The sequence below is a fragment of the Vagococcus sp. CY52-2 genome, assembly GCF_022655055.1.
Taxonomy (GTDB): domain Bacteria; phylum Bacillota; class Bacilli; order Lactobacillales; family Vagococcaceae; genus Vagococcus.
Genome location: NZ_CP093384.1, coordinates 1,632,556 through 1,652,868 on the forward strand (window position 1 = coordinate 1,632,556; position 20,313 = coordinate 1,652,868).

Here is a 20,313-nt window from a genome sequence, read left to right on the forward strand (position 1 = left end):
TCTATCATGATAAGAAATCTGTATTGTTCCAATCATCTAAAGTAAATTCTCCATCATTAAATGATAAAACTGTCACACTATTATTATCTAACATTCCCTCAACTTCACGAATACGTTCAATTGGTACACCTAAAAGCGTCCGCATACAGGCAATTAACATGGCACCATGCCCAACAAACAACAATGGCCCTGTTTCATTGTCTTCTATTGCTTCTTTTACAACAGTCGTGCTTCTTTTAATCATCGAGTCATAATTTTCTCCATTAAAAGCGGATGGATCATACTTATCTGGGTGATTTCTCAAATAAAACATCTCATTAGGAAACGTTTCCTTTGCTGTTAAAAACTTTTCTCCTTCTAAATCGCCAAAACTAAGCTCTACAAAGCCTGGTCTTTCATACATAGGGACATCATAGCCAAATTGTGACACAATGCCCTCAGCCGTTTCTTTTGCTCGTTTAATAGGACTTGTATACACTGCTTTAAACGGAATCTCTTTTAACGCTTGACCACATTTTTTCATGTCTTCATAACTTTGTGGTAATAAAGGAGAGTCTTTCACTCCTTGTAACCGATCGTCTAAATTCCATTCTGTTTTTCCGTGACGGACAAAATATAATTTCATTCAACTAACTCCTAGCTTAATTTATCATTGTCATAGATATGGACTGCTTCTAAATCAGGAAATGCCTGTTGTCTTAATGCTTCATAAACAACTAACGCAACGGTATTCGATAAATTCAATGATCGAACGTGTTCATCATTCATTGGAATACGGATGCATTTTTCTTCATTGTCTCTCATAAATGTTTCTGGTAATCCTGTTGTTTCTTTTCCAAAAATAAAATAATGGTCACGCCCATCATTAAACGCCACATCGCTATAAGTATTTCTAGCAAATTTTGTGACCAAATGTAGTGGCGAATCACCTAATGTTTCTAAAAAAGCATCTAAGCTTTTGTGATATGTAATATTCACATCATTCCAATAATCAAGCCCTGCTCGTTTTAAATGTTTATCATCTGTTGAAAATCCTAATGGCTCAATTAAATGTAATGGGGAATTTGTTGCAGCACAAGTTCGTGCAATATTTCCGGTATTTGCCGGTATTTGTGGCTCAAATAATACGATATGATTCATTATTTTGGGTCTCTTCTTTCCTATTTTTTTGCATAAAAAAAACGTATCGTCTCGGTGTTAGTTCACTGCGAGTCGCTACGTTGGCGGTTTGCCATCTCACCAACTTTTATCAGAACAGGAATCTGATAAAAACCGCTGAAAATGACTTGATGCTATTGTAGCACTAACAACTATAAAAAACAACCTTAGTTTTGGAAATCAATATTTTTTACCAACCAATATTTTCACATCTATTGTTAATTTCTGAAAATAATTATCACGAGCATGCTCTTTTGCCTGAATACTGGCTCCCCAATGCATTGGTGACATCATCAAAACATCTTGAAAATCTTCTTTTTCCACAACAAATTGATAGGTTATTCTTTTTTCTTCTATTAACTGCATATCTTTTAAAAATTTTTGATACACTTTTTCATTACTATATTGTTGTTTAGCTTGCTCATCATAATAAAATAGCTCACGTAATTCTTTTAAATAATGTTCTTCTGGAATAACTTTAATCACTAGCCCTTCTTTTTTTAAAACACGACTCATCTCTTCATAGTGACTAGGTGAAAAAATATTTAATAAAGTATCTACACTCTCGTCTTTAAATGGCATATTTGTGACATCTCCAATGAACCAAAAAGCCTCTTTTGAAAAGTCACTTGCTAATACCATACCATCCTTGGACAAATCAAATCCCATCTTAGTGCCAGAAATATCATTGTTTCTGATTAGCCTCTCTAAGATACTTCCTTCTCCAGCTCCCATATCCACTATTAAACCAATTTCCCCTTGATTTGAAATAATACGGGCTATTTCCTTTTCAATTGGCTGATATAATCCCTTTTGAATCATATTGCGTCGATGTTCAAGCATCTGATGATCATAATCACTTTCCATATGGTGAAGTGGAAAATGGATCGTTCCTTTTTTCGACAAATCAAAATGATGATTATTCTGACAAACTAAGCTATTATCTAATAATTCAAATGCACTATGACATTTGGGACATGCCATTGCACCCACTGTCGTTTTTAAGTGATCTATCGCATACTCTTTTTTCTTTTTTAGCATATTTAAACTCCTAAATAAATGTTACGACTATCATACCATAATTTTCATCGACAAATGATGGTTTATGCTATACTAATATTACAAGAATGAATGAATGAAACTCGGAGGATTTGTTTGTGATGATTAAAGAATTTTGTGCTGAAAACTTTACGAATATTCCAAATGCGATTGCTTCAGGTGCAACACGCATTGAACTTTGTGACAATTTAGCTGTCGGTGGGACAACAGTTAGTAAGGGTGTCTTGGCAGAAACCATGGCCTACTGTAGTGAAAAAGGCGTTCCTGTGATGGCGATTATCAGACCTCGTGGTGGAAATTTCGTCTATACTGACATTGAATTAAAAATTATGGAAGCAGATATTTTAGAAGCAAGACAACTTGGTGTTGATGGGGTAGTATTTGGTTGTCTAAATGAACAAAATAAAATCGATGAAGAGGCTATGTTAATCTTATTAGAAGCTTCTGAAGGTATGCAAGTCACCTTTCATATGGCGTTTGACTTAATGAAGCGTGATGACCAATTTGAAGCCATTGACTGGTTAAGCCAACATGGCGTTACTCGGATTTTAACTCATGGTGGAGCAAGTGTCGTACCAATTGAAAAACATTTAGAATACCTTAATGATTTAATTTCCTACGCTAATAACCGAATTACAATTCTACCTGGTGGTGGAATTACTTATAAGAATATTGATACAGTGACTTCCTTTTTAAATGTAAAAGAGGTACACGGAACTCGAATTGTTGATTTTCATTTTTAAAAAGTGCTTTGCGTTTTAGACGCAAAGCACTTTTTCTTTTACCAATTATTCTCAATAAACTGATCACGACCAGAAGTTCGTCGATAATTTTGATAATGCTCTTCGTTTTTTTGATAAAAATCTTGGTGATAATCTTCTGCAGGATAAAAAGTTTTAGCTTTTTCTATTTGCGTTACAATGGGTTGATCAAATTTTCCACTTTCCTCTAGCTCTTTTCTTGATTCTTTTGCTATCTCATATTGTTCATCATTCTCATAAAAAATAACTGGACGATAAGAATCACCTCTATCAACAAATTGCCCCATAGCATCTGTTGGATCTGTTTGATGCCAATAAATCTCAACCAAGTCTTTATAACTAATTATTTCAGGATCAAATGTAATTTCAACAGCTTCTGTGTGACCTGTTGTTCCACTACACACTTGTTCATACGTTGGATTAACTGTATGACCACCTGTATACCCCGAAACTACTTTAATAATTCCAGGTAACTCATCAAATGGTTTTACCATACACCAAAAGCATCCACCAGCAAATATTGCTTTTTCTTCCATTAAAATCATCTCCTTATCTTTTTCTAACCATTTTAAACAATCTTCTTTTATTCGTCACATAATATGATTTATTCACAAAATATTCCTTCTTTTAAAGGAATATTATTTTATAATATATAATATTTTAATTGAAAAAAAATTTCAATAAGATATAATAATCTTATCTCATATGAAAACGAATACAATCAAGAAAGGAGTTTAAAAAATAATGTTTGGTTTTTCTATTTTTATGAATCAACCTTTATCGAATGAAAAAAAGAGTTACATAGAAAAAATGAAAACAATTGGATTTACAGGTATTTTCACTTCGCTACATATTCCAGAAGATGATGCCGCTACCTACTATTCCAGACTAATTGAACTTGGCACGGAAGCTAAAAAAAACAATCTTAACTTAATGATTGACATATCAGGTGATGCTTTGTCTAAAGCAGGATTTTCTATTGATCGTCTTGATGAATTAAAACATATTGGTGTGACAGCTCTTCGAATGGATTACCATATTTCAAATGATACAATCGCCAAGTGCTCTCATCATATGACAGTTGGATTAAATGCTAGTACTATTACACAACATGATATTGATGACCTAATCAAACACAAAGCAAATTTCAAACACTTAGAAGCATGGCATAACTACTATCCTCGACCAGAAACTGGATTAGATAAAACCTGGTATTTAGAAAAAAATCAGTGGCTAAAAGAAAATGGATTTACTATTCAAGGTTTCGTTCCAGGTGATGATGATTTAAGAGGTCCACTTTATGAAGGCTTACCTACACTAGAGGAACATCGTTATATCCACCCTCTAGCAAGTGCTTTAGATTTAGCTAACCAACTTACTGATGACATTTATATTGGAGACGGCGGCTTAAGCGAGGTCACACAATCTCAGTTTAAAGAGTTTTTACAAAATGATACTCTCACTCTCCATGTTAATACCATTGATGAAGAATTTAGCTCTCTCTTTCTTGGTCAACATCACAATCGTCAAGATGAAGCACGCGATGTGGTAAGAAGCGCCAATGCACGATTTAAACAAATACCTGATATTCCCCCCAAAAAAAACCTACCACGCTTAAAAGGAAGTGTGACGTTAGATAATCACGCATATTTACGCTATATGGGAGAATTACAAATTGCCAAAAGAGATTTGGTTAAAGACGATAAAGTCAATGTTGTCGCATATGTGATTGAAAAAGACATTCCCATAATAGACCACATCAAAGCAGGCATGCGTTATGAATTAAGAAAGGATGATGATAATGAGTAAAGTCGATTTAACTAATTTAACTACTGAACAGCGCAACCAAGATACATTAGGTTTAGATACGATGAGTGTCAAAGAAGCTCTTTTATTAATGAATCAAGAAGATGAAAAAGTAGCCGAAGCAGTTAAAGATGAATTAGCTAGCATTGAACCAGTGATTATCCAGACAATTGAAGCCTTTAACCAAGGAGGACGTCTTATTTATATGGGGGCTGGCACAAGTGGCAGACTGGGTGTTTTAGACGCAGCTGAATGTGTCCCAACTTTTGGTGTTAGTCCTGATATGGTGATTGGTTTAATTGCCGGTGGAGAAAAAGCGATGACTATTGCAGTCGAAGGGGCTGAAGATTCCATGGAACTTGGTAGAAAAGATTTAGTTGATTTAAATCTTTCAAAACACGATATGGTCATTGGGATTGCCGCAAGTGGTAGAACTCCTTACGTGATTGGTGGTCTCAACTACGCTAGAGAAATAGGGGCAAAAACAGCTAGCTTATCTTGTAATAAAAACGCGTTGATTAGCCAAAGTGCTGACTTTCCAATTGAAGTTAGCGTTGGTCCAGAATTTTTAACAGGATCCACTCGACTAAAATCAGGAACAGCTCAAAAACTCGTTTTAAATATGATTTCAACTATTAGCATGATTGGAATTGGAAAAGTCTTTAATAATTTAATGGTCGATGTGAAAGCAACTAATGAAAAACTCGTAGAGCGTGCAAAACGCATTATTATGCAAGCAACAGAAGTAGATTATGAGACAGCTGAAACGTATTTTTATGAAGCAGATGAAGATGTCAAATTAGCTATTGTCATGATTTTGACAAATAGTAGCAAAGATGACGCAACGGAAAAGTTAACTCAGGCTAAAGGTTTTATAAAAAAAACATTATAAAGGAGAATCACTATGGCAAAGAATGACTTAAGTTTAAACGAATTATCACAACAAATTTACAATCATGTTGGTGGAATGAAAAACGTTGTCTCTATTGTTCATTGTATGACACGCGTTAGAATGACTCTTAAAAATCGTGATTTAGTTGATTTAGATGGGTTAAAAGCTATTCCTGGCGTACTAGGAGTAGTCGATGATGATCAATTACAAATTATTATTGGACCAGGAAAAGTCAATAAAGTAGCTAAAGAGATGGTTGATATGGCTGGCGTTGATTTAGGTGAAACGTTCCCTGAAGCCCATTCAGGAAAAGAAATGGTTAATGAAAAAGCAAGAGAAATGAAAGAAGCTCAAAAAGCCAAGCAAAAACAATCTACCTTAAAAGTCATTCTTAAGGACATTTCTAATATTTTCGTTCCGATGATTCCAGCTTTTGTTGGTACTGGTATTGTTGCAGGGATTGCTGCTATTTTAACCAACTTAGTAACAGCTGGTAGTATTAATGGGGCAACTTGGCAACAATATATCGACGTGATGAATATTCTAAAAAATGGGATGTTTGGTTATTTAGTTATTTATACAGGGATTAACGCTGCTCAAGTATTTAAAGCAACACCCACTCTAGGTGGGGTTATTGGGGCTGTTGTCATGCTAACAGGTATGAACCCTGAAGCACCACTTAAAAATCTCTTCACCGGGCAAGCTCTTTCTCCTGGCCAAGGTGGGATTTTAGGTGTTATCTTTGCTGTTTGGTTACTTTCTCTTGTTGAAAAAAGATTACATAAGATCATTCCTGATTCGATAGATATTATTGTGACTCCAACTCTATCTTTGATTATTATTGGACTAATTGAAATATTCTTTATTATGCCTCTAGCTGGATTTATCTCTGATGGTATGGTTGGTGGGATTAATTGGGTACTAAACGTTGGTGGAGCCTTCTCTGGATTTATTTTAGGAACATTCTTCTTACCAATGGTGATGTTTGGTTTACATCAAATACTAACACCCATCCATGTCCAAATGATTAATGAAACAGGACAAACCATGTTACTACCAATTCTAGCAATGGCAGGTGCTGGACAAGTCGGAGCTGCGATTGCACTATGGGTTCGATGCAAAAAAGACAAAGAATTAACAGAAATGATTAAAGGAGCTTTACCTGTTGGGATTTTAGGTATTGGTGAACCTTTAATTTACGGTGTAACCTTACCTTTAGGCCGTCCATTTATTACTGCTTGTATCGGTGGTGGTATTGGTGGGGCTGTTGTTGGATTAGTTGGAAATATCGGCGCGATTGCTATTGGCCCTTCTGGTGTAGCCTTAATTCCATTAATTGCGAATGGTAGATGGTGGGGATATGTTTTAGGATTACTTGCTGCTTACGCTGGTGGATTTTTAGCGACTTACTTCTTTGGTATTCCAAAAGAACAATTAGAAAAAAACACCTTAGCAGAAACAACAGAGGATATTATTGTCAAACCTACAACTCAAGTAAAAGAAGTGAGTTTAACTTCTATTGCAAATGGTGTAGCTCATACATTAGAAGAAGTAAGTGACCCTGTATTCCAAGAAAAAATGATGGGCGATGGTTATTTTATTGATCCAAGTGATGGTCATATCTATTCTCCAGTTGACGGAACAATTACCACTGTTTTCCCAACAAAACATGCCATTGGTATCACAACAACTAATGGACTAGATGTTTTAATCCACATGGGAATTGATACTGTCAATCTTGATGGAAAACCTTTTGATGTTAAAGTAACACAAGGTCAGAAAGTAAAACAAGGTGACTTATTGGCCAGGGTTGATTTAGAACAAATTAAAGAAGCGAAAAAAGAAACTTCTATGATTGTTGTTTTAACTAACATGGATGATATTGACACATTCGTTTTAACAAAAACAGGCACTGTAACACATACAGACCATCTTTTAAATGTAAAAATGACATAACGAAAAACGCTTGGAAAAATTTTCCAAGCGTTTCTTTTATCTTGTTTTTGTCACTTTTAACGCATCTTTAAATACTTGCATCATACTCTTATCACTATAAATTAAAACAGTTGATTTGTATACTTTAGCTGAAAGTTTAAGTAATAAAATAATTCCAACTAATAGTATGCCTAAAGAAATAAGAATTTCTGTATTGGTGACACTATCATTTGCGATTCTAACAGGCATAGCAAATGATGAGAAAAACGGTATGAATGAAAAGATTTTAATTAGCATATTTTGTGGATCAGACATTCCTAACATCATTGTTGGTAACGAGGCAATCATAATCAAATAAGTCACAGGTGTTACAGCTTTTGCAGCATCTTCTGATTTACTTACTAACGAGCCTGTAAAAGCTGATAAAATCGTATAGATTAACACACCTAATAGTAAATATAAGAGATTGTAACCTAAAATTCCTTTGATTAATTCATCAATTGATACTGTTTCCAAAAATCCTTTTACCATATCTATGTCTTTTGCTAAAACATAAGCAATCACGCCAGAAAACAGATAGATGAGAACTTGCGTTGAAATTACGAGGAAAATCCCCATAATTTTCCCGTAAAAATGTTTTGCTGCCGTTGTACTGGACAAGATGATTTCCATAATACGTGTCCCTTTTTCAGACGCCACTTCTTGCGCTGTAATAGAAGCATATAGTAAGACTATCATATACATCGCTAAAACAATAAAGAATCCCACTAGTGTTAATGCCATCCGATTATCTTTATTTTCCTTAATCTGTCCATCTGATACTTTGACTTGTTTTTCTGATAAAGTTGCTTGAGATAACAATGTCGTCACTTGCTCTTGCGTTAACCCTAATGAACCTGAATTAATACCTAGCTGCATTTGATTTAGAAATCCAAGTAGTATTTGTTGATTTGTTGTACCAAGTGTTTCTACTCCTGTATACTGTCCTTTTAATTGATTTTCAGAAACCGAAATAGAAAGATACCCATCAATTTCTTCGTTTTCAAGTGCTTTTTTTGCCTCAGATTCTGTCGTAATCTTCTTGTTTATATCGAAATCATCTTTAGCCATTTCTCTATAGGTTTCACTAATAGCCTTATCATCCGAGACAATCGCTATTTCATTTACGTCTGAAAATTTATCTCCAAAGTAACCCATTCCTAAAGAAAAGCCAATTAATAAAAATGGTGCTAAAACCATCATAATAAAACTTGCAGATTTAACATGTTTCTTATACGTTTCAAGTGCAACAACCCAAAATTTATTCATCCTCTTCACCAACCTTTAATTTAAATATTTCCTCTAATGTCGGTGGCTGTTGATTAAATATTGGAATATAATCAGTCACCTTGATTACTTCTTCAAATACATCTCGACCTACCTCTGAAGATTCCAATCTTAGATGATAATAATTTTCTCTTGAATTTTCTACTCTTAATACTCCAGGAATAGCCTCTAATTCTTCTTTAGATAGAGTTGTTTCTATCTCTAAGTGAGTTCTTCCAAATGATTCTCTAATAGCCTGAACAGATCCATCCAATACCATTTCACCATCTCGCAACATGACTAGATGATCACAAATTTTTTCAACATTTTCCATATTGTGACTAGAAAAAATAACACACGAACCGTTTTCTTTTAATTCGATAATACCTTCTTTTAAAAGCTCAGCATTTACTGGATCTAATCCACTAAATGGTTCATCTAAAATAATCAATTTAGGTTCATGGATAAGTGTTGCAATCAACTGAACCTTTTGTTGATTTCCTTTAGATAACGATTTTACTTTATCTGTTTTTTTCCCTTTTACTTGAAATTTTTCCATCCATTTATCAATTAGCGGAACAATTTCTTTTTTCTTTTTTCCACGTAAGCGACCAAAATAAATCAACTGGTCTTCAATTGTTACTTTAGGATAAAGTCCTCTTTCTTCTGGTAAATAACCAATAACATCATAATCTTTCTCTTTTAATGGTTTTCCATTCCATAAAATCGTTCCATCATCTGCATCTAAAAAGTTTAAAATCAAACGAAAGGTTGTTGATTTTCCCGCACCATTTTGTCCGATTAATCCTAAAATCTTGCCATCAGGTATACGAAAAGATACATCATCTACTGCTGCCATATCCCCAAAATATTTTGTTAATCCTTCTACTTCTAACATTCTTTCCCCTCCTATTGATTAAAAAATAACATACTACTAACAAATCCGAAAAGAGCCCCAATAATCATCGCAATAACCATATCTCTTCCAAATTTTTGGCTTCTATCTATTGCCTTGGGATTGTTATACAATTCTGGCCGTTTACGATATATCATTTTGAAATATAATAGTAAAACAGCCAACATCACTGGAAAAATAATCCCCAAAAATAATATGCCACTAATGATTGCTTTTAACCACAAGCCCATGTCAAAATGATTGAAATAAAACAACATCAGATATATAGCCAAACTTGGAAAAAAAGCCCATAAAGACTGTAATAACATCCAGACTGTTTCATTTTTCAAACGTTCTTTATAAGTTTGTCTGTCAGTATAGTTAAAAACATGGTTACCAGTTGATTTAAATACAAAATAACGATTTCGATAATTTTCGACTAGCGACCAACCTGAATCTTTATAAAACTCAACATACTCATTAATATCTTCTTTTTTCCCACTATAAAAATCAATGACCCAAGTTGATTCTTCTTCTGCTGCTTTTTTAAATACATAAAATCCTAAAGGACTAATTTTTTTTAGTTGCCACCCCTTACTAGCTTCTTTCGAAAAATAAATACTTTCTTTTTCAGCGTAAAAAGCTAAACCTTTAGATAGTTTAATTTTCGTGTTTTTCCATATCATACACATCCACCCTATCTCCCATTAATAGAGAACGTCCCGCTTCATAAAACATACGTCGTCTGTCAACTTCTTTTATCAATTCTTCTTGTCCTTGAGAAGTTATCACATATATTTTTTTTCTATCTTTATCCTCTTTGAGACGAATATCTCCTTTTTTTTCTAATTTTTTTAAAATAGTATACATACTTGCTGGACCAATTGTTACACTATCATGTGTCATCTCACTGATACCCTTCATTATTGCATAGCCATGTCTTGGTTCTAATAAACTTAACAAGATTAAATACGTCGAGTCTGTCATAGATTCCATTTTTTCACTCTCCTTTAATCCATATCCAACTATATCATTATATAATATATCTTTAACTGATATATTATATAATGATATAGTTTTTGTCAATAAAAAAAGATGATTTCAAGTTTTTGCTTGAAATCATCTTTTTAATAATAATCGTTTAAATTAGTTAACTCTTACACCAAAATCTGGTGAATAATATGACATACTTGTCACTTTAACTGATTCTCCTGGTTGTGGAGCATGAATATATTGACCTCCACCAACATAGATACCTACATGGTACGTCGCACCTCTAGAACCCCAGAATACCAAATCTCCTGGTTGTAATTCACCTAACGAAATTTGTGTTCCAGCACTTTCTTGTGGGACAGTCCATCCACCAATTTCTTTTCCTGCCGCTTGACGGAATACATAAGATGTAAATCCTGAACAGTCAAATGAACTAGGTCCTTTTGCTCCCCAAACATATGGTTTTCCAATATGTTTGTATGCTTCAGATACAACAGCATTACCATTTGCAGCTGGTGTTGTAGAAGTTTGTGATGGCGCTGGTGTTGTCGCAACAGGCGTACTTGTCTCTGTTGTATTTGTTTCTTCTACTTCTGGTTGTGTTTGAGCAGGTTTATTTTCATTAATATCGTTTGGTGTCACAACAGTCACTTGTTTATCGATTTTTCCAGAATTATCTGTTGTATTATTATTAGTTTCATTAGAAGTATTATCAGTATTATTACTATTAGCAGTATTATTACTGTCGCTATTAGTTTTAGCGGTGTCTACTTTTTCACTTTTGACAGTTTTAGTTTGTTCTTTCGCTGCTTGAGCTGCTGCTTCTACAGCTTTGCGTTGCTCTTCACGTTTTTCTTCTGCAGCTTTTTGTTCAGCTAAATACTGTTCTTTTTTATTTTCCTCTGTCGCTTTTTCAGCAGAAATTTGGCTAACAGTTGCTTGTTGTGCTAACTCCTGATCTTCTAATTCACCTTTTTTTGCTTCTAAAGTAACAGCTGTTTCCTGTACTTCTTTTGCTTTTTTTTCTGCAGATGCTTTTTTCGCTTCTACTGCTTCTTTATCTTCTTTTTGTTGTTTCATCATATCATTATTAGCACCTACTAGACGATTAGCCGCCATAACTTTTGTCAAAGCATCTGAAACAGAATCAGCGTTTAAAACTAAATCAATAACATTTGAGCTGTTTGATTCTACTTGAACCGATCTAGCTTGTTCTTTGATTGATGCATCACGTTTTGCAATACGTGCTTCTAAATCTTTTACTTCACTATTTAAACTAGAAATTTCTTTTGTTAATTCCACTTGTTTCGTTTGCAATGCTGATGCTTCTTCTTTAATTGATGAAATATTTTCTTTTATACTTGATAATTGCGTAGTTGCTTCTTCTTCTTTAGAGGCTAACTCCTTAATTTTTTTATTTTGTTCTTCTACTTTTGAGTCTGTGTTAGCTGCAGTAGCTAACGCTGGCGCACCCACTGTACTTAATAATATACTACTTAATAAAATCGTCGATAATACTTTCTTTTTCAAAGCTAGCCATCCTCCATTTTTTTCATTTCACATTTATTTTTATTTGATTAAATTTTTATTCATTTTTTTAAATTTACGTTAACTTTAACAATAACCAAATTCTAACATAGATACATGTCACTTTGATGATAGGAATGTTACAAAAACATTTCAAATAATCACTTTTTCTTGTAAACTCCATATACCTTTGATAGTGGTATAACTAACAGACATATATACAATACATTGATTAATAAAGATGGAGCTAGATTTCGCGTGAAAAAGTCTAAAAAGTTAGCATTAGTTAATTTGAAAATACTAAGTAAAACCGCTCTTCCTATGGACATAAGTGTGACAAACACAATAAAACTTAATATAAGTGTCAGAGTATTTGGTTCGACATATTCAAAAAGTCTATACATGAAAAAAACGAGGATGGGTAACAATATTAAATTAATTCCCAAAACGTTATAAAAATAAGAATCATATAATAATCCAATAACTGTTGCACAAATCATTAAATAAGTTTGATTTACTTTAAACGTCGAAAACATTAAAATTAGCAAAACTAAATGACTTGTAAATGTCATAGGAATAGATAACATCCCCATCATTGCACTGCTTACATGACCATCAACTAACATTGCAACAAACAATAAAACAGGTAAATAGTATGGATAGTATGATTTTTGTTCCATTACTCCACCCCTTGATTTCCAGCAAGACGTTTAATAACTGTTACGCTTGAAACGTCATACATATCAGCAACAGGAGTCACCAATACTTCTGCATTTAACCCTGTTTTATTTTTTTTCACTTCTTTGACTTCCCCAACAACTAACCCTTCTGGAGAATTGTTTCCTAAACCAGATGTTGAAACCAAATCTCCTTTTTTAATGTTATCCACACTCGTTAATTGGGAAACGATTAAAGTATGCGTCTTACTGTTATAACCTTCCATTAATCCATACGCAGATTTATCATCTTTCGTCTGAATCATTACAGGAAAATGATTAGTATTTTGATTTTGAGTGGTTAATAATTCTACCTTTGAACTACCAGATTCAGCAATAATCACTCGACCAATTAACCCTTTATCCCCCATTACTGCCATATTCACTTCTATACCATCTTTCGTTCCTTTATCAATAATCAACACATCTTGCCAACTGTCTGGTGAACGATTAATGACACTAGCATTAATCACATCGTAATCAGTTAATGTATCATTCAATTTTAATTGTTCTTTTAATTTTCTTGTCTCAGATTTTTGACTTGCTAACTCAGCTTCTAAAGAAGCACTTTTATCAATTTGTTTTTTTAATTCTTCATTTTCTGTATAGGTATTAAACAAATTATTAATACTCTTTACTCCGCTTTCAAGCATTCTAAAAGGAGCTTTCACGACATAGTCTACTTTTGCAATTACATTATTCGTTTGCGACTGACCTGGTAAACTTTTTTTATTATTATCTCGTTGCATCGCACTAAATGTCACTAATAAAATAATAACAATCACAACAGTGATCGCTATAATGATATTTCGACTCGAATTATTTTTTTTCACTATTTCACCCCGTAATATCTTATAATCTAAAAAACATACATCCTTGATTTTACCATTATTCTTCAATATAAACCACATAACTACCTATTTGTTTTCAAAATTTTAATAAACTAATTTACTATTGTCAGACTCTTTAGACTATAATAAGATTATCAACTCATCAGGAGGGTGTATTATGACAGTCAATGGTAATTATTGGCACCTTTCCGAACATTTAATTAACGTTGTATTACCTGTTATCTTATTTATAGTAGCTATCATTCTATTTATTTTATTTGATATTATCCCTTCAACTACAAATGCTAACAAAATTTATAAAATCATTGGACTAACTTTTCTTATTACTACTGTATGTATTTCCACTATTTTTTTAATAACAAAGGATTATCGTAAGCTCATTTCTTTTGAAACAAATGCTAATCGAAAAATAAAAATGGCTGTTTTACATTATCAAACACGACCTAATGATTCCTCAAATCGAGCCTCATTATACGATGTAGATAAAACATTAAATCTTCCATTTTATAAAAAAGAAGTCTCAATAGAACAAAATAGCATAAAATATCTTGGAAAAAACGACGTGTTTTATTATTTTACAGATGATAAGGACATCTACCAATCGGATATATCCCGTGACCTAATCCAGTTTAAACCTGTCAATCAAGTATCTATTTCCAAAGAATACGCTATTTTAACTGATGCCTCTTTTGCATCTGTTGGCTTCAAAGAAAAAATTGGACCAGGTATATCCTCTATTATGGTTCCTATATCTAAAGAAAATGTGCTCTATCAACCCAAAACAAAAACTTACGATTTATTAAAATAAAAGGTCGCCCCAACATTTGGGACGACCTTTTTTAACATGATTCTTTTAGTTACCTTCGTAAGAATCAATAATAATTTGTTTTAATTCACTAATTAATGGTTCTTTAGGGTTAGCAGTTGTACATTGATCTTCGTAAGCAAGTTCAGCCATACGATCAACTGTTTCATCCAATGTTTTTTTGCTTAATCCTTGTGCTGATAAGTTCATGTCGATTCCAACACGTTTTCCTAAATCATCAACAGCTTTAGCTAAAGATTCTACTAATTCTTCTGTTGTGTTACCTTTAAGTCCTAAGAAACGCGCGATGTCTGCATAATCCGTATCAGCTCTAAAGTAATCATATTTAGGGAACAATGCATGTTTTGAAGGATCTTTTGCATTGTAGCGAATAATATGTGGTAAAAGAATCGCATTAGTACGTCCATGAGGAATACCGTATTCTCCACCAATTTTATGAGCAATTGAGTGACAAATACCTAAGAATGCATTAGCAAACGCCATACCAGCCATTGTAGAAGCATTATGCATTTTTTCACGGTTTTCTAAGTTAGGATTTTTAACTGAGTCTTCTAAGTTTTCAAATACTAATTTAATAGCTTGTAAGCTTAAACCTCTCGTGTAATCACTTGCCATAACAGATACATATGACTCGATTGCATGTGTTAATACGTCCATACCAGTATCAGCTGTAACAGAAGCAGGAACACTCATAACAAATTGTGGGTCAATAATTGCCACATCTGGAGTTAATGCATAATCTGCTAATGGGTATTTCACGTGAGTTTCACTGTCAGTAATAACCGCAAATGGTGTTACTTCCGCACCAGTACCTGATGTTGTTGGAATAGCAACCATTTTAGCTTTTCTAGCTTCAGGAATTTTGTAAGCACGTTTACGAATATCTAAGAATTTTTGTTTAGCGCCAAAGAATTCTGTTTCTGGGTGTTCATAGAATAACCACATACCTTTAGCCGCATCAATAGCAGATCCACCACCAATAGCAATAATTGTATCAGGTTGGAATTTCATCATTTGTTCTGTACCAGCATAAACTGTATTGGTTGAAGGATTTGGTTCAACATCTGAGAACATTTCGAATTTCACTTTATTTTGTCGTTTCATTAATTCATCAATCACTTTTTGAGCATACCCAAATTCAACCATACCTGGGTCACAAACGATGAATACACGTTCAACGTCTTTCATTTTTTGTAAATATTGAATTGAATTTAATTCAAAGTAGATTTTTTCAGGTAATTTAAACCATTGCATGTTATTTCTCCGTTTCGTTAAAGTTTTAGTGTTAATCAAATTAACTGCTGAAACGTTTTTAGATACTGAGTTTTTACCATAAGATCCACAACCTAAAGTTAATGATGGAATCATTTCGTTGTAGATATCACCAATACCACCTTGAGCCGCTGGAGAGTTAATTAAAATACGACAAGCATTCATTCTTAAACCAAATGCCAATTGTAAATCTTCATCTTCAGAATGTAGAACAGCTGTATGTCCTTCACCATTAAGTTTTAACATTTTTTCACATAATTCTAAACCATGTTCAGTATTGTTAGCTTTAAACATTGCTAATACTGGAGATAATTTTTCACGTGATAATGGGTAATCTGGACCAGCATCTTCTAATTCAGCTACTAAAATTTTAGTTCCTTCTGGTACTTTAATTCCAGCATCTTTAGCAATAGATACTGCCGAGTGTCCAACAATTTTAGGGTTAACAGCAGTTTTTGTTTCATTCATTACTGCTTTTTCTAATTTTTCTAATTCGTTTGGTTTAACAAAGTATACTTGATGCGCTTCAAATTCTTTTTTCACTGCATCATAGATTTCTTTATCAACAATGACACCTTGTTCTGACGCACAAATCATCCCATTATCAAATGATTTAGATGTAATTAAGTCGTTTACCGCACGTTTAATTTTAGCTGTTTTTTCAACGTAAGCTGGTGTGTTACCAGGACCTACACCAAGAGCTGGTTTACCAGTAGAGTAAGCTGCTTTAACCATTCCAGAACCACCCGTTGCAAGAACAATTGCAACACCTTCATGGTTCATTAATGTATTTGTTGCTTCAATAGATGGCGTATCAATCCATTGAATACAATTTTCAGGAGCGCCAGCTTTAACTGCTGCATCTCTTACAACTTTTGCTGCTGCTGCAGATGATTTTTGTGCACTTGGATGGAAAGCAAAAATAATTGGGTTACGTGTTTTAATCGCAATCATTGATTTGAAAATGGTTGTTGATGTTGGGTTTGTTGTTGGTGTTACCCCACATACCACTCCGACTGGGTCAGCAATTTCAATGATTTGTTTTTGTTCATCTTCGTTAATCACACCAACTGTTTTATCATTTTTAATGTTGTTCCAAATACTTTCAGAAGCAAACATGTTTTTGATTGCTTTATCTTCATAAATACCACGGCCAGTTTCTTCTACTGCTAATTTGGCTAAAGGCATATGTTCATTCAAGGCAGCCATAGCCATTTGGTGAACGATATGATCCACTTTTTCTTGATCAAAAGTTTTCATTTCTTTTAATGCTTCTTGAGCATTAGCGACTAAATGATCAATTGTTTCTGTTACTGATTGTTCTTTTACTTCAGCTTTTTTATTTTTATCTTTCAAAGTAATACCCTCCTGAATTAAATTCGTTATGTATTTCACAAATATAATATACAACACTTTTTTCACCTTGTAAATACTTTTATGTGATTTTTTTCACTTTATTTAAATGAATACGTTTTCTCTTAATAAAACCTTAAAATAAACATTTAAATCTGATTTCATTCTTTATTCGAGTGATATTTTTCTTAATAATTACGATATTGTGACTTACATCACTTTATGTTTTCATTTAAGCTCTATTTAAGTCTTATATCTTAGACTGTATGCATATCCATTTTAAAGAGGTTGATTACGATGGGAATACTAGGAGTGCCTAGATAATAATTAAAAACGAATTAACTAATCAGTTTGTTTAAAACTGATTAGTTAATGTTTGTTTTTTGTGTACTTAAGGTACAAAAGAAGTGTAAATAAAGGAGTGAGATGATGATTAATATTTTAGTAATAGAAGATGAAAAAGAGATTTCTCAACATATCCGAGATATTTTAGTAGAGTTAGGTAATGTCACTCAAGTCTATGATGGAGAGGAAGCTCTTTATGAGGTAGAATCAGGCGGGTATGACTTTGTTATTCTTGATTTGATGTTACCAAATATGGATGGGGTATCTATATTAAAAAAACTTAGAAACGATAAAAATAATATACCTATTTTAATACTAACAGCCAAAGACAGTTTAGATAATAAACTGGAAGGATTTAAAGTCGATGCCGATGATTATTTGACCAAGCTATTTCACCGTGAATAATTACTAATGAGAAGTAAAGCTATCTTAAAACGAACCTTCGAATTATATGAAGACAATACCCTTAGTTATGGCGATTTGACCTGTCTTCTATTGCAACGAGAAGTCAAATACCAGGACAATATTCTACCCATTCAAGGAAAAAATATGATTTGCTTGTGTACTTGCTACAAAACAAAGACATAATACTAACGAAAGAACAAATTTTTAATCGTATCTGGGACTATGACTCTGATACAGCATTATCTGTAGTGGAAGTCTATATGGGTCATTTAAGAAAACATTTGAAAGAAACTAATCTAAACAAACAACTATCTACTATCCGAAACGTTGGTTACATCTTACAAAAAGAGGAAACGCTATGAAGTCACCTGCATCAAAAAAACAACGTTTAAGATTTTTCCTTATTAACTGTAGCGCTTTTGCCGTTATATTTTCTTTACTATCTTTTATCACTATTCAAGTCATCCAATACTCTGCTTATACAGAAACCGATTCTACTTTAGAAAGAATGGCTAGTGATCCCAGTCTATTAGACAGAGAAATCAGAATGTTAAATAAAGTTGGAAAAGACAGCCCTATTGGAACCCCAAAATTTAATTTTGATGGGCCCAATAATCAGTTTAATACAGTCGTTATTCTGTGGGATAAAAATGGAAAAATTTTAAATAACTCTTCGGTAGAAGATAGGTTAGAGAATTTAGAAGAACCTACACTAGATAAAAAAAAATACCGGTATTATTTCTACTCTATCTTTGAAGAATAAAAATAATGACTCTAAATTTTTATTTCGTAGTGTTACCATCTCCCCAAGTGAAAATAACCTGAACATAGCCTATACTCAAGTACTAGTCAATGTTAATCAAATAGATGAAGCAGTTAAACAATCTCGTCTGATTATTTTAATTTGTATGTTTATTTTTTGGATTCTATCGTTAGTTATCAGCTACGGATTATCTAATTTTACGATGAAACCCATATTAAAATCATGAAAAAAAACAACAAGAGTTTGTTGAAAATGCCTCTCATGAATTACGAACTCCTTTGACAATTATTCGTTTAAATTTGGAAAAATTATTTACGCACCCAAATAATACAATAATTAATGAATCTGAAACTATTGCTCAAGCCCTGAATGAAGCACAGCGACTTACCAAACTGACAAGTGACTTACTTCTTTTAGCTAAGGGAGATTCTAATACTTTAATCCTTGATAAAGAAACAATCGATACCAATACATTTATCCATAAAGTATTGGATCCCTTTCAATTACTCGCTGAAGAACAAGAAAAACAATTAATATTTAAAGAAAATAAGTCATTTAACGCCGATATAGATGTAGTAAAACTCCATCAAGTATTGCTAATTTTATTAGATAATGCCTTTAAATACACAAAAACTGGGGATTCTATTACTGTCACTTCCTCTCTTACCAATAAAAAGCAATGGGAAGTTTCGATTAAAAATTTCGAACCTCACATTAATGAAGATAAATTAAATCATATTTTCACTAAATTTTACCGTGAAGATGATTCAAGAAACAAAGAAACTGGTGGAAATGGTTTGGGGTTATCCATTGCTAAGCAGATTGTTGAAGAACATGGAGGCAATATACAAGCAAAAAACGTTTCTCCAACAGGTGTGGTGTTTACATTTAAACTACGAAATAAATGAAAAAAGATACCTCAATTTTGTTTTGAGGTATCTTTTATTGTCTCATTTTTCCAACTATATCTCCCTGAGAAACGTCAGTCTTTCCTAAAAATTCAAGTTGTTGATTCATCTCACTTAAATTAGTGAAAACAACAATAATATCTGATGATTTATTTTCAGTCTTCAACATATCTAAATCAACTAATGCTAATTTTGTATCTGAAGTAATCGTATCTCCTTCATTAACACATACCGTAAAAGGACGTCCATCTAAATCAACCGTATCTAATCCCATATGTACTAAACCTTCCACACCGTTAGTAGTGATAAATCCAATAGCATGTTTTGTTGGAAAAACAGATGTTACAGTTCCCTCTATTGGAGAATAAATCTCTTTATCAAAAGGTTTAACAGCAAATCCGTCACCCATCATTTTTTCAGAAAAAACAGGGTCTTCTACTTCTGTAATGTTAATAAATGTTCCTGTGACAGGCGCACTCAATTCGACTGCTTCTTTTTCTTTTTTATTCTTTTTAAACCTATTAAACAATAGAATCATCCTTT

General features: G+C 33.1%; 20 protein-coding genes and 2 pseudogenes. 9 read left to right on the forward strand and 13 right to left on the reverse strand.

Going from position 1 to position 20,313, the window contains the following annotated elements:
* Window positions 1-4: 4 nt before the first annotated feature.
* The 3 genes from MN187_RS07855 to MN187_RS07865 all read right to left on the reverse strand — a co-directional run bounded on the left by MN187_RS07855 (window position 5) and on the right by MN187_RS07865 (window position 2,199).
* Window positions 5-625 carry a histidine phosphatase family protein gene (locus tag MN187_RS07855; RefSeq protein WP_242093755.1) on the reverse strand — a complete coding sequence of 207 codons (621 nt, stop codon included), beginning with the start codon at window positions 623-625 and terminating at the stop codon, window positions 5-7.
* Window positions 626-636: 11 nt separating this feature from the next.
* Complete coding sequence (trmL, locus tag MN187_RS07860) at window positions 637-1,143, reverse strand: tRNA (uridine(34)/cytosine(34)/5-carboxymethylaminomethyluridine(34)-2'-O)-methyltransferase TrmL (RefSeq protein WP_117973277.1); 507 nt, start codon at window positions 1,141-1,143, stop codon at window positions 637-639.
* Window positions 1,144-1,338: 195 nt separating this feature from the next.
* Window positions 1,339-2,199: a putative RNA methyltransferase gene (locus MN187_RS07865; RefSeq protein WP_242093757.1), complete on the reverse strand. Its 861-nt coding sequence runs from the start codon at window positions 2,197-2,199 to the stop codon at window positions 1,339-1,341.
* Window positions 2,200-2,318: 119 nt separating this feature from the next.
* Between MN187_RS07865 and MN187_RS07870 the strand changes: the two genes are divergently transcribed.
* The gene (locus MN187_RS07870; protein WP_242093759.1) at window positions 2,319-2,960 is read left to right on the forward strand and encodes a copper homeostasis protein CutC; all 642 of its coding nucleotides are present in this window, start codon (window positions 2,319-2,321) and stop codon (window positions 2,958-2,960) included.
* A gap of 38 nt (window positions 2,961-2,998) precedes the next feature.
* Here MN187_RS07870 and msrA read toward each other — a convergent pair whose 3' ends face one another.
* Entirely contained in the window at window positions 2,999-3,514 is a 516-nt protein-coding gene (msrA, locus tag MN187_RS07875) for a peptide-methionine (S)-S-oxide reductase MsrA (RefSeq protein WP_241699441.1), read from the reverse strand.
* A 208-nt stretch (window positions 3,515-3,722) separates the two neighbouring features.
* On the opposite strand from msrA, the gene MN187_RS07880 reads away from it, so the two are divergent.
* Genes MN187_RS07880 through MN187_RS07890 form a run of 3 tightly spaced genes read left to right on the forward strand, consistent with a single transcriptional unit; the run spans window position 3,723 to window position 7,632 of the window.
* The gene (locus MN187_RS07880) at window positions 3,723-4,787 is read left to right on the forward strand and encodes a DUF871 domain-containing protein (RefSeq protein WP_242093760.1); all 1,065 of its coding nucleotides are present in this window, start codon (window positions 3,723-3,725) and stop codon (window positions 4,785-4,787) included.
* Window positions 4,780-5,676, forward strand: coding sequence for an N-acetylmuramic acid 6-phosphate etherase (gene murQ, locus MN187_RS07885; protein ID WP_117973281.1), 897 nt, complete (start codon window positions 4,780-4,782; stop codon window positions 5,674-5,676). The genes MN187_RS07880 and murQ overlap by 8 nt, the downstream gene beginning before the upstream one ends.
* A 12-nt stretch (window positions 5,677-5,688) precedes the next feature.
* Window positions 5,689-7,632, forward strand: coding sequence for a glucose PTS transporter subunit IIA (locus MN187_RS07890; protein WP_241699443.1), 1,944 nt, complete (start codon window positions 5,689-5,691; stop codon window positions 7,630-7,632).
* Between the two features lie 36 nt (window positions 7,633-7,668).
* Here MN187_RS07890 and MN187_RS07895 read toward each other — a convergent pair whose 3' ends face one another.
* The 7 genes from MN187_RS07895 to mreC all read right to left on the reverse strand — a co-directional run bounded on the left by MN187_RS07895 (window position 7,669) and on the right by mreC (window position 13,880).
* On the reverse strand, window positions 7,669-8,919 hold the full coding sequence (locus MN187_RS07895; protein ID WP_117973283.1) for an ABC transporter permease: 1,251 nt from the start codon (window positions 8,917-8,919) through the stop codon (window positions 7,669-7,671).
* The gene (locus tag MN187_RS07900) at window positions 8,912-9,814 is read right to left on the reverse strand and encodes an ABC transporter ATP-binding protein (RefSeq protein ID WP_117973284.1); all 903 of its coding nucleotides are present in this window, start codon (window positions 9,812-9,814) and stop codon (window positions 8,912-8,914) included. Before MN187_RS07900 ends, MN187_RS07895 begins: the two co-directional genes overlap by 8 nt.
* 11 nt (window positions 9,815-9,825) lie before the next feature.
* Complete coding sequence (locus MN187_RS07905; RefSeq protein ID WP_158559442.1) at window positions 9,826-10,497, reverse strand: DUF2812 domain-containing protein; 672 nt, start codon at window positions 10,495-10,497, stop codon at window positions 9,826-9,828.
* Window positions 10,472-10,807 carry a PadR family transcriptional regulator gene (locus MN187_RS07910; protein WP_117973286.1) on the reverse strand — a complete coding sequence of 112 codons (336 nt, stop codon included), beginning with the start codon at window positions 10,805-10,807 and terminating at the stop codon, window positions 10,472-10,474. The genes MN187_RS07905 and MN187_RS07910 overlap by 26 nt, the downstream gene beginning before the upstream one ends.
* Window positions 10,808-10,957: 150 nt before the next feature.
* Window positions 10,958-12,334, reverse strand: coding sequence for a C40 family peptidase (locus MN187_RS10570; RefSeq protein ID WP_305853357.1), 1,377 nt, complete (start codon window positions 12,332-12,334; stop codon window positions 10,958-10,960).
* A gap of 158 nt (window positions 12,335-12,492) precedes the next feature.
* The gene (gene mreD, locus MN187_RS07920) at window positions 12,493-13,011 is read right to left on the reverse strand and encodes a rod shape-determining protein MreD (RefSeq protein WP_117973288.1); all 519 of its coding nucleotides are present in this window, start codon (window positions 13,009-13,011) and stop codon (window positions 12,493-12,495) included.
* The gene (mreC, locus tag MN187_RS07925; RefSeq protein WP_242093762.1) at window positions 13,011-13,880 is read right to left on the reverse strand and encodes a rod shape-determining protein MreC; all 870 of its coding nucleotides are present in this window, start codon (window positions 13,878-13,880) and stop codon (window positions 13,011-13,013) included. The genes mreD and mreC overlap by 1 nt, the downstream gene beginning before the upstream one ends.
* Before the next feature lie 175 nt (window positions 13,881-14,055).
* Here mreC and MN187_RS07930 point away from each other — a divergent pair, with 175 nt between their 5' ends.
* The gene (locus tag MN187_RS07930) at window positions 14,056-14,706 is read left to right on the forward strand and encodes a hypothetical protein (protein WP_242093764.1); all 651 of its coding nucleotides are present in this window, start codon (window positions 14,056-14,058) and stop codon (window positions 14,704-14,706) included.
* Window positions 14,707-14,751: 45 nt separating this feature from the next.
* Here MN187_RS07930 and adhE read toward each other — a convergent pair whose 3' ends face one another.
* Window positions 14,752-17,352 (reverse strand): bifunctional acetaldehyde-CoA/alcohol dehydrogenase, encoded by a 2,601-nt coding sequence (gene adhE / locus MN187_RS07935; RefSeq protein ID WP_305853358.1) that lies wholly within the window; start codon window positions 17,350-17,352, stop codon window positions 14,752-14,754.
* Between the two features lie 426 nt (window positions 17,353-17,778).
* Between adhE and MN187_RS07940 the strand changes: the two are divergent.
* From MN187_RS07940 to MN187_RS07950, 4 genes and pseudogenes are all read left to right on the forward strand, one after another.
* Window positions 17,779-18,461: pseudogene (locus MN187_RS07940) on the forward strand (response regulator transcription factor).
* Entirely contained in the window at window positions 18,458-18,862 is a 405-nt protein-coding gene (locus tag MN187_RS07945) for a hypothetical protein (protein WP_233519186.1), read from the forward strand. The pseudogene MN187_RS07940 and the gene MN187_RS07945 overlap by 4 nt, the downstream one beginning before the upstream one ends.
* A gap of 245 nt (window positions 18,863-19,107) precedes the next feature.
* Window positions 19,108-19,281: pseudogene (locus tag MN187_RS10650) on the forward strand (histidine kinase dimerization/phospho-acceptor domain-containing protein); the annotation flags it as partial.
* Window positions 19,282-19,320: 39 nt separating this feature from the next.
* Window positions 19,321-19,770, forward strand: a complete 450-nt coding sequence (locus tag MN187_RS07950; protein ID WP_371821059.1) for a sensor histidine kinase — start codon at window positions 19,321-19,323, stop codon at window positions 19,768-19,770.
* Window positions 19,771-19,804: 34 nt separating this feature from the next.
* Here the strand turns inward: MN187_RS07950 and MN187_RS07955 are convergent, their stop codons facing one another.
* Window positions 19,805-20,308 carry a PTS sugar transporter subunit IIA gene (locus tag MN187_RS07955; protein ID WP_371821037.1) on the reverse strand — a complete coding sequence of 168 codons (504 nt, stop codon included), beginning with the start codon at window positions 20,306-20,308 and terminating at the stop codon, window positions 19,805-19,807.
* Window positions 20,309-20,313: the final 5 nt, after the last annotated feature.

Coding starts and splice junctions, on each gene's coding strand:
- MN187_RS07855 (WP_242093755.1), bottom strand. CDS start 625: ATGAAATTATATTTTGTCCGTCACGGAAAAACAGAATGGAATTTAGAC.
- MN187_RS07865 (WP_242093757.1), bottom strand. CDS start 2,199: ATGCTAAAAAAGAAAAAAGAGTATGCGATAGATCACTTAAAAACGACA.
- MN187_RS07870 (WP_242093759.1), top strand. CDS start 2,319: ATGATTAAAGAATTTTGTGCTGAAAACTTTACGAATATTCCAAATGCG.
- msrA (WP_241699441.1), bottom strand. CDS start 3,514: ATGGAAGAAAAAGCAATATTTGCTGGTGGATGCTTTTGGTGTATGGTA.
- MN187_RS07880 (WP_242093760.1), top strand. CDS start 3,723: ATGTTTGGTTTTTCTATTTTTATGAATCAACCTTTATCGAATGAAAAA.
- murQ (WP_117973281.1), top strand. CDS start 4,780: ATGAGTAAAGTCGATTTAACTAATTTAACTACTGAACAGCGCAACCAA.
- MN187_RS07890 (WP_241699443.1), top strand. CDS start 5,689: ATGGCAAAGAATGACTTAAGTTTAAACGAATTATCACAACAAATTTAC.
- MN187_RS07895 (WP_117973283.1), bottom strand. CDS start 8,919: ATGAATAAATTTTGGGTTGTTGCACTTGAAACGTATAAGAAACATGTT.
- MN187_RS07900 (WP_117973284.1), bottom strand. CDS start 9,814: ATGTTAGAAGTAGAAGGATTAACAAAATATTTTGGGGATATGGCAGCA.
- MN187_RS07905 (WP_158559442.1), bottom strand. CDS start 10,497: ATGATATGGAAAAACACGAAAATTAAACTATCTAAAGGTTTAGCTTTT.
- MN187_RS07910 (WP_117973286.1), bottom strand. CDS start 10,807: ATGGAATCTATGACAGACTCGACGTATTTAATCTTGTTAAGTTTATTA.
- mreD (WP_117973288.1), bottom strand. CDS start 13,011: ATGGAACAAAAATCATACTATCCATACTATTTACCTGTTTTATTGTTT.
- MN187_RS07930 (WP_242093764.1), top strand. CDS start 14,056: ATGACAGTCAATGGTAATTATTGGCACCTTTCCGAACATTTAATTAAC.
- MN187_RS07945 (WP_233519186.1), top strand. CDS start 18,458: ATGAAGTCACCTGCATCAAAAAAACAACGTTTAAGATTTTTCCTTATT.
- MN187_RS07955 (WP_371821037.1), bottom strand. CDS start 20,308: ATGATTCTATTGTTTAATAGGTTTAAAAAGAATAAAAAAGAAAAAGAA.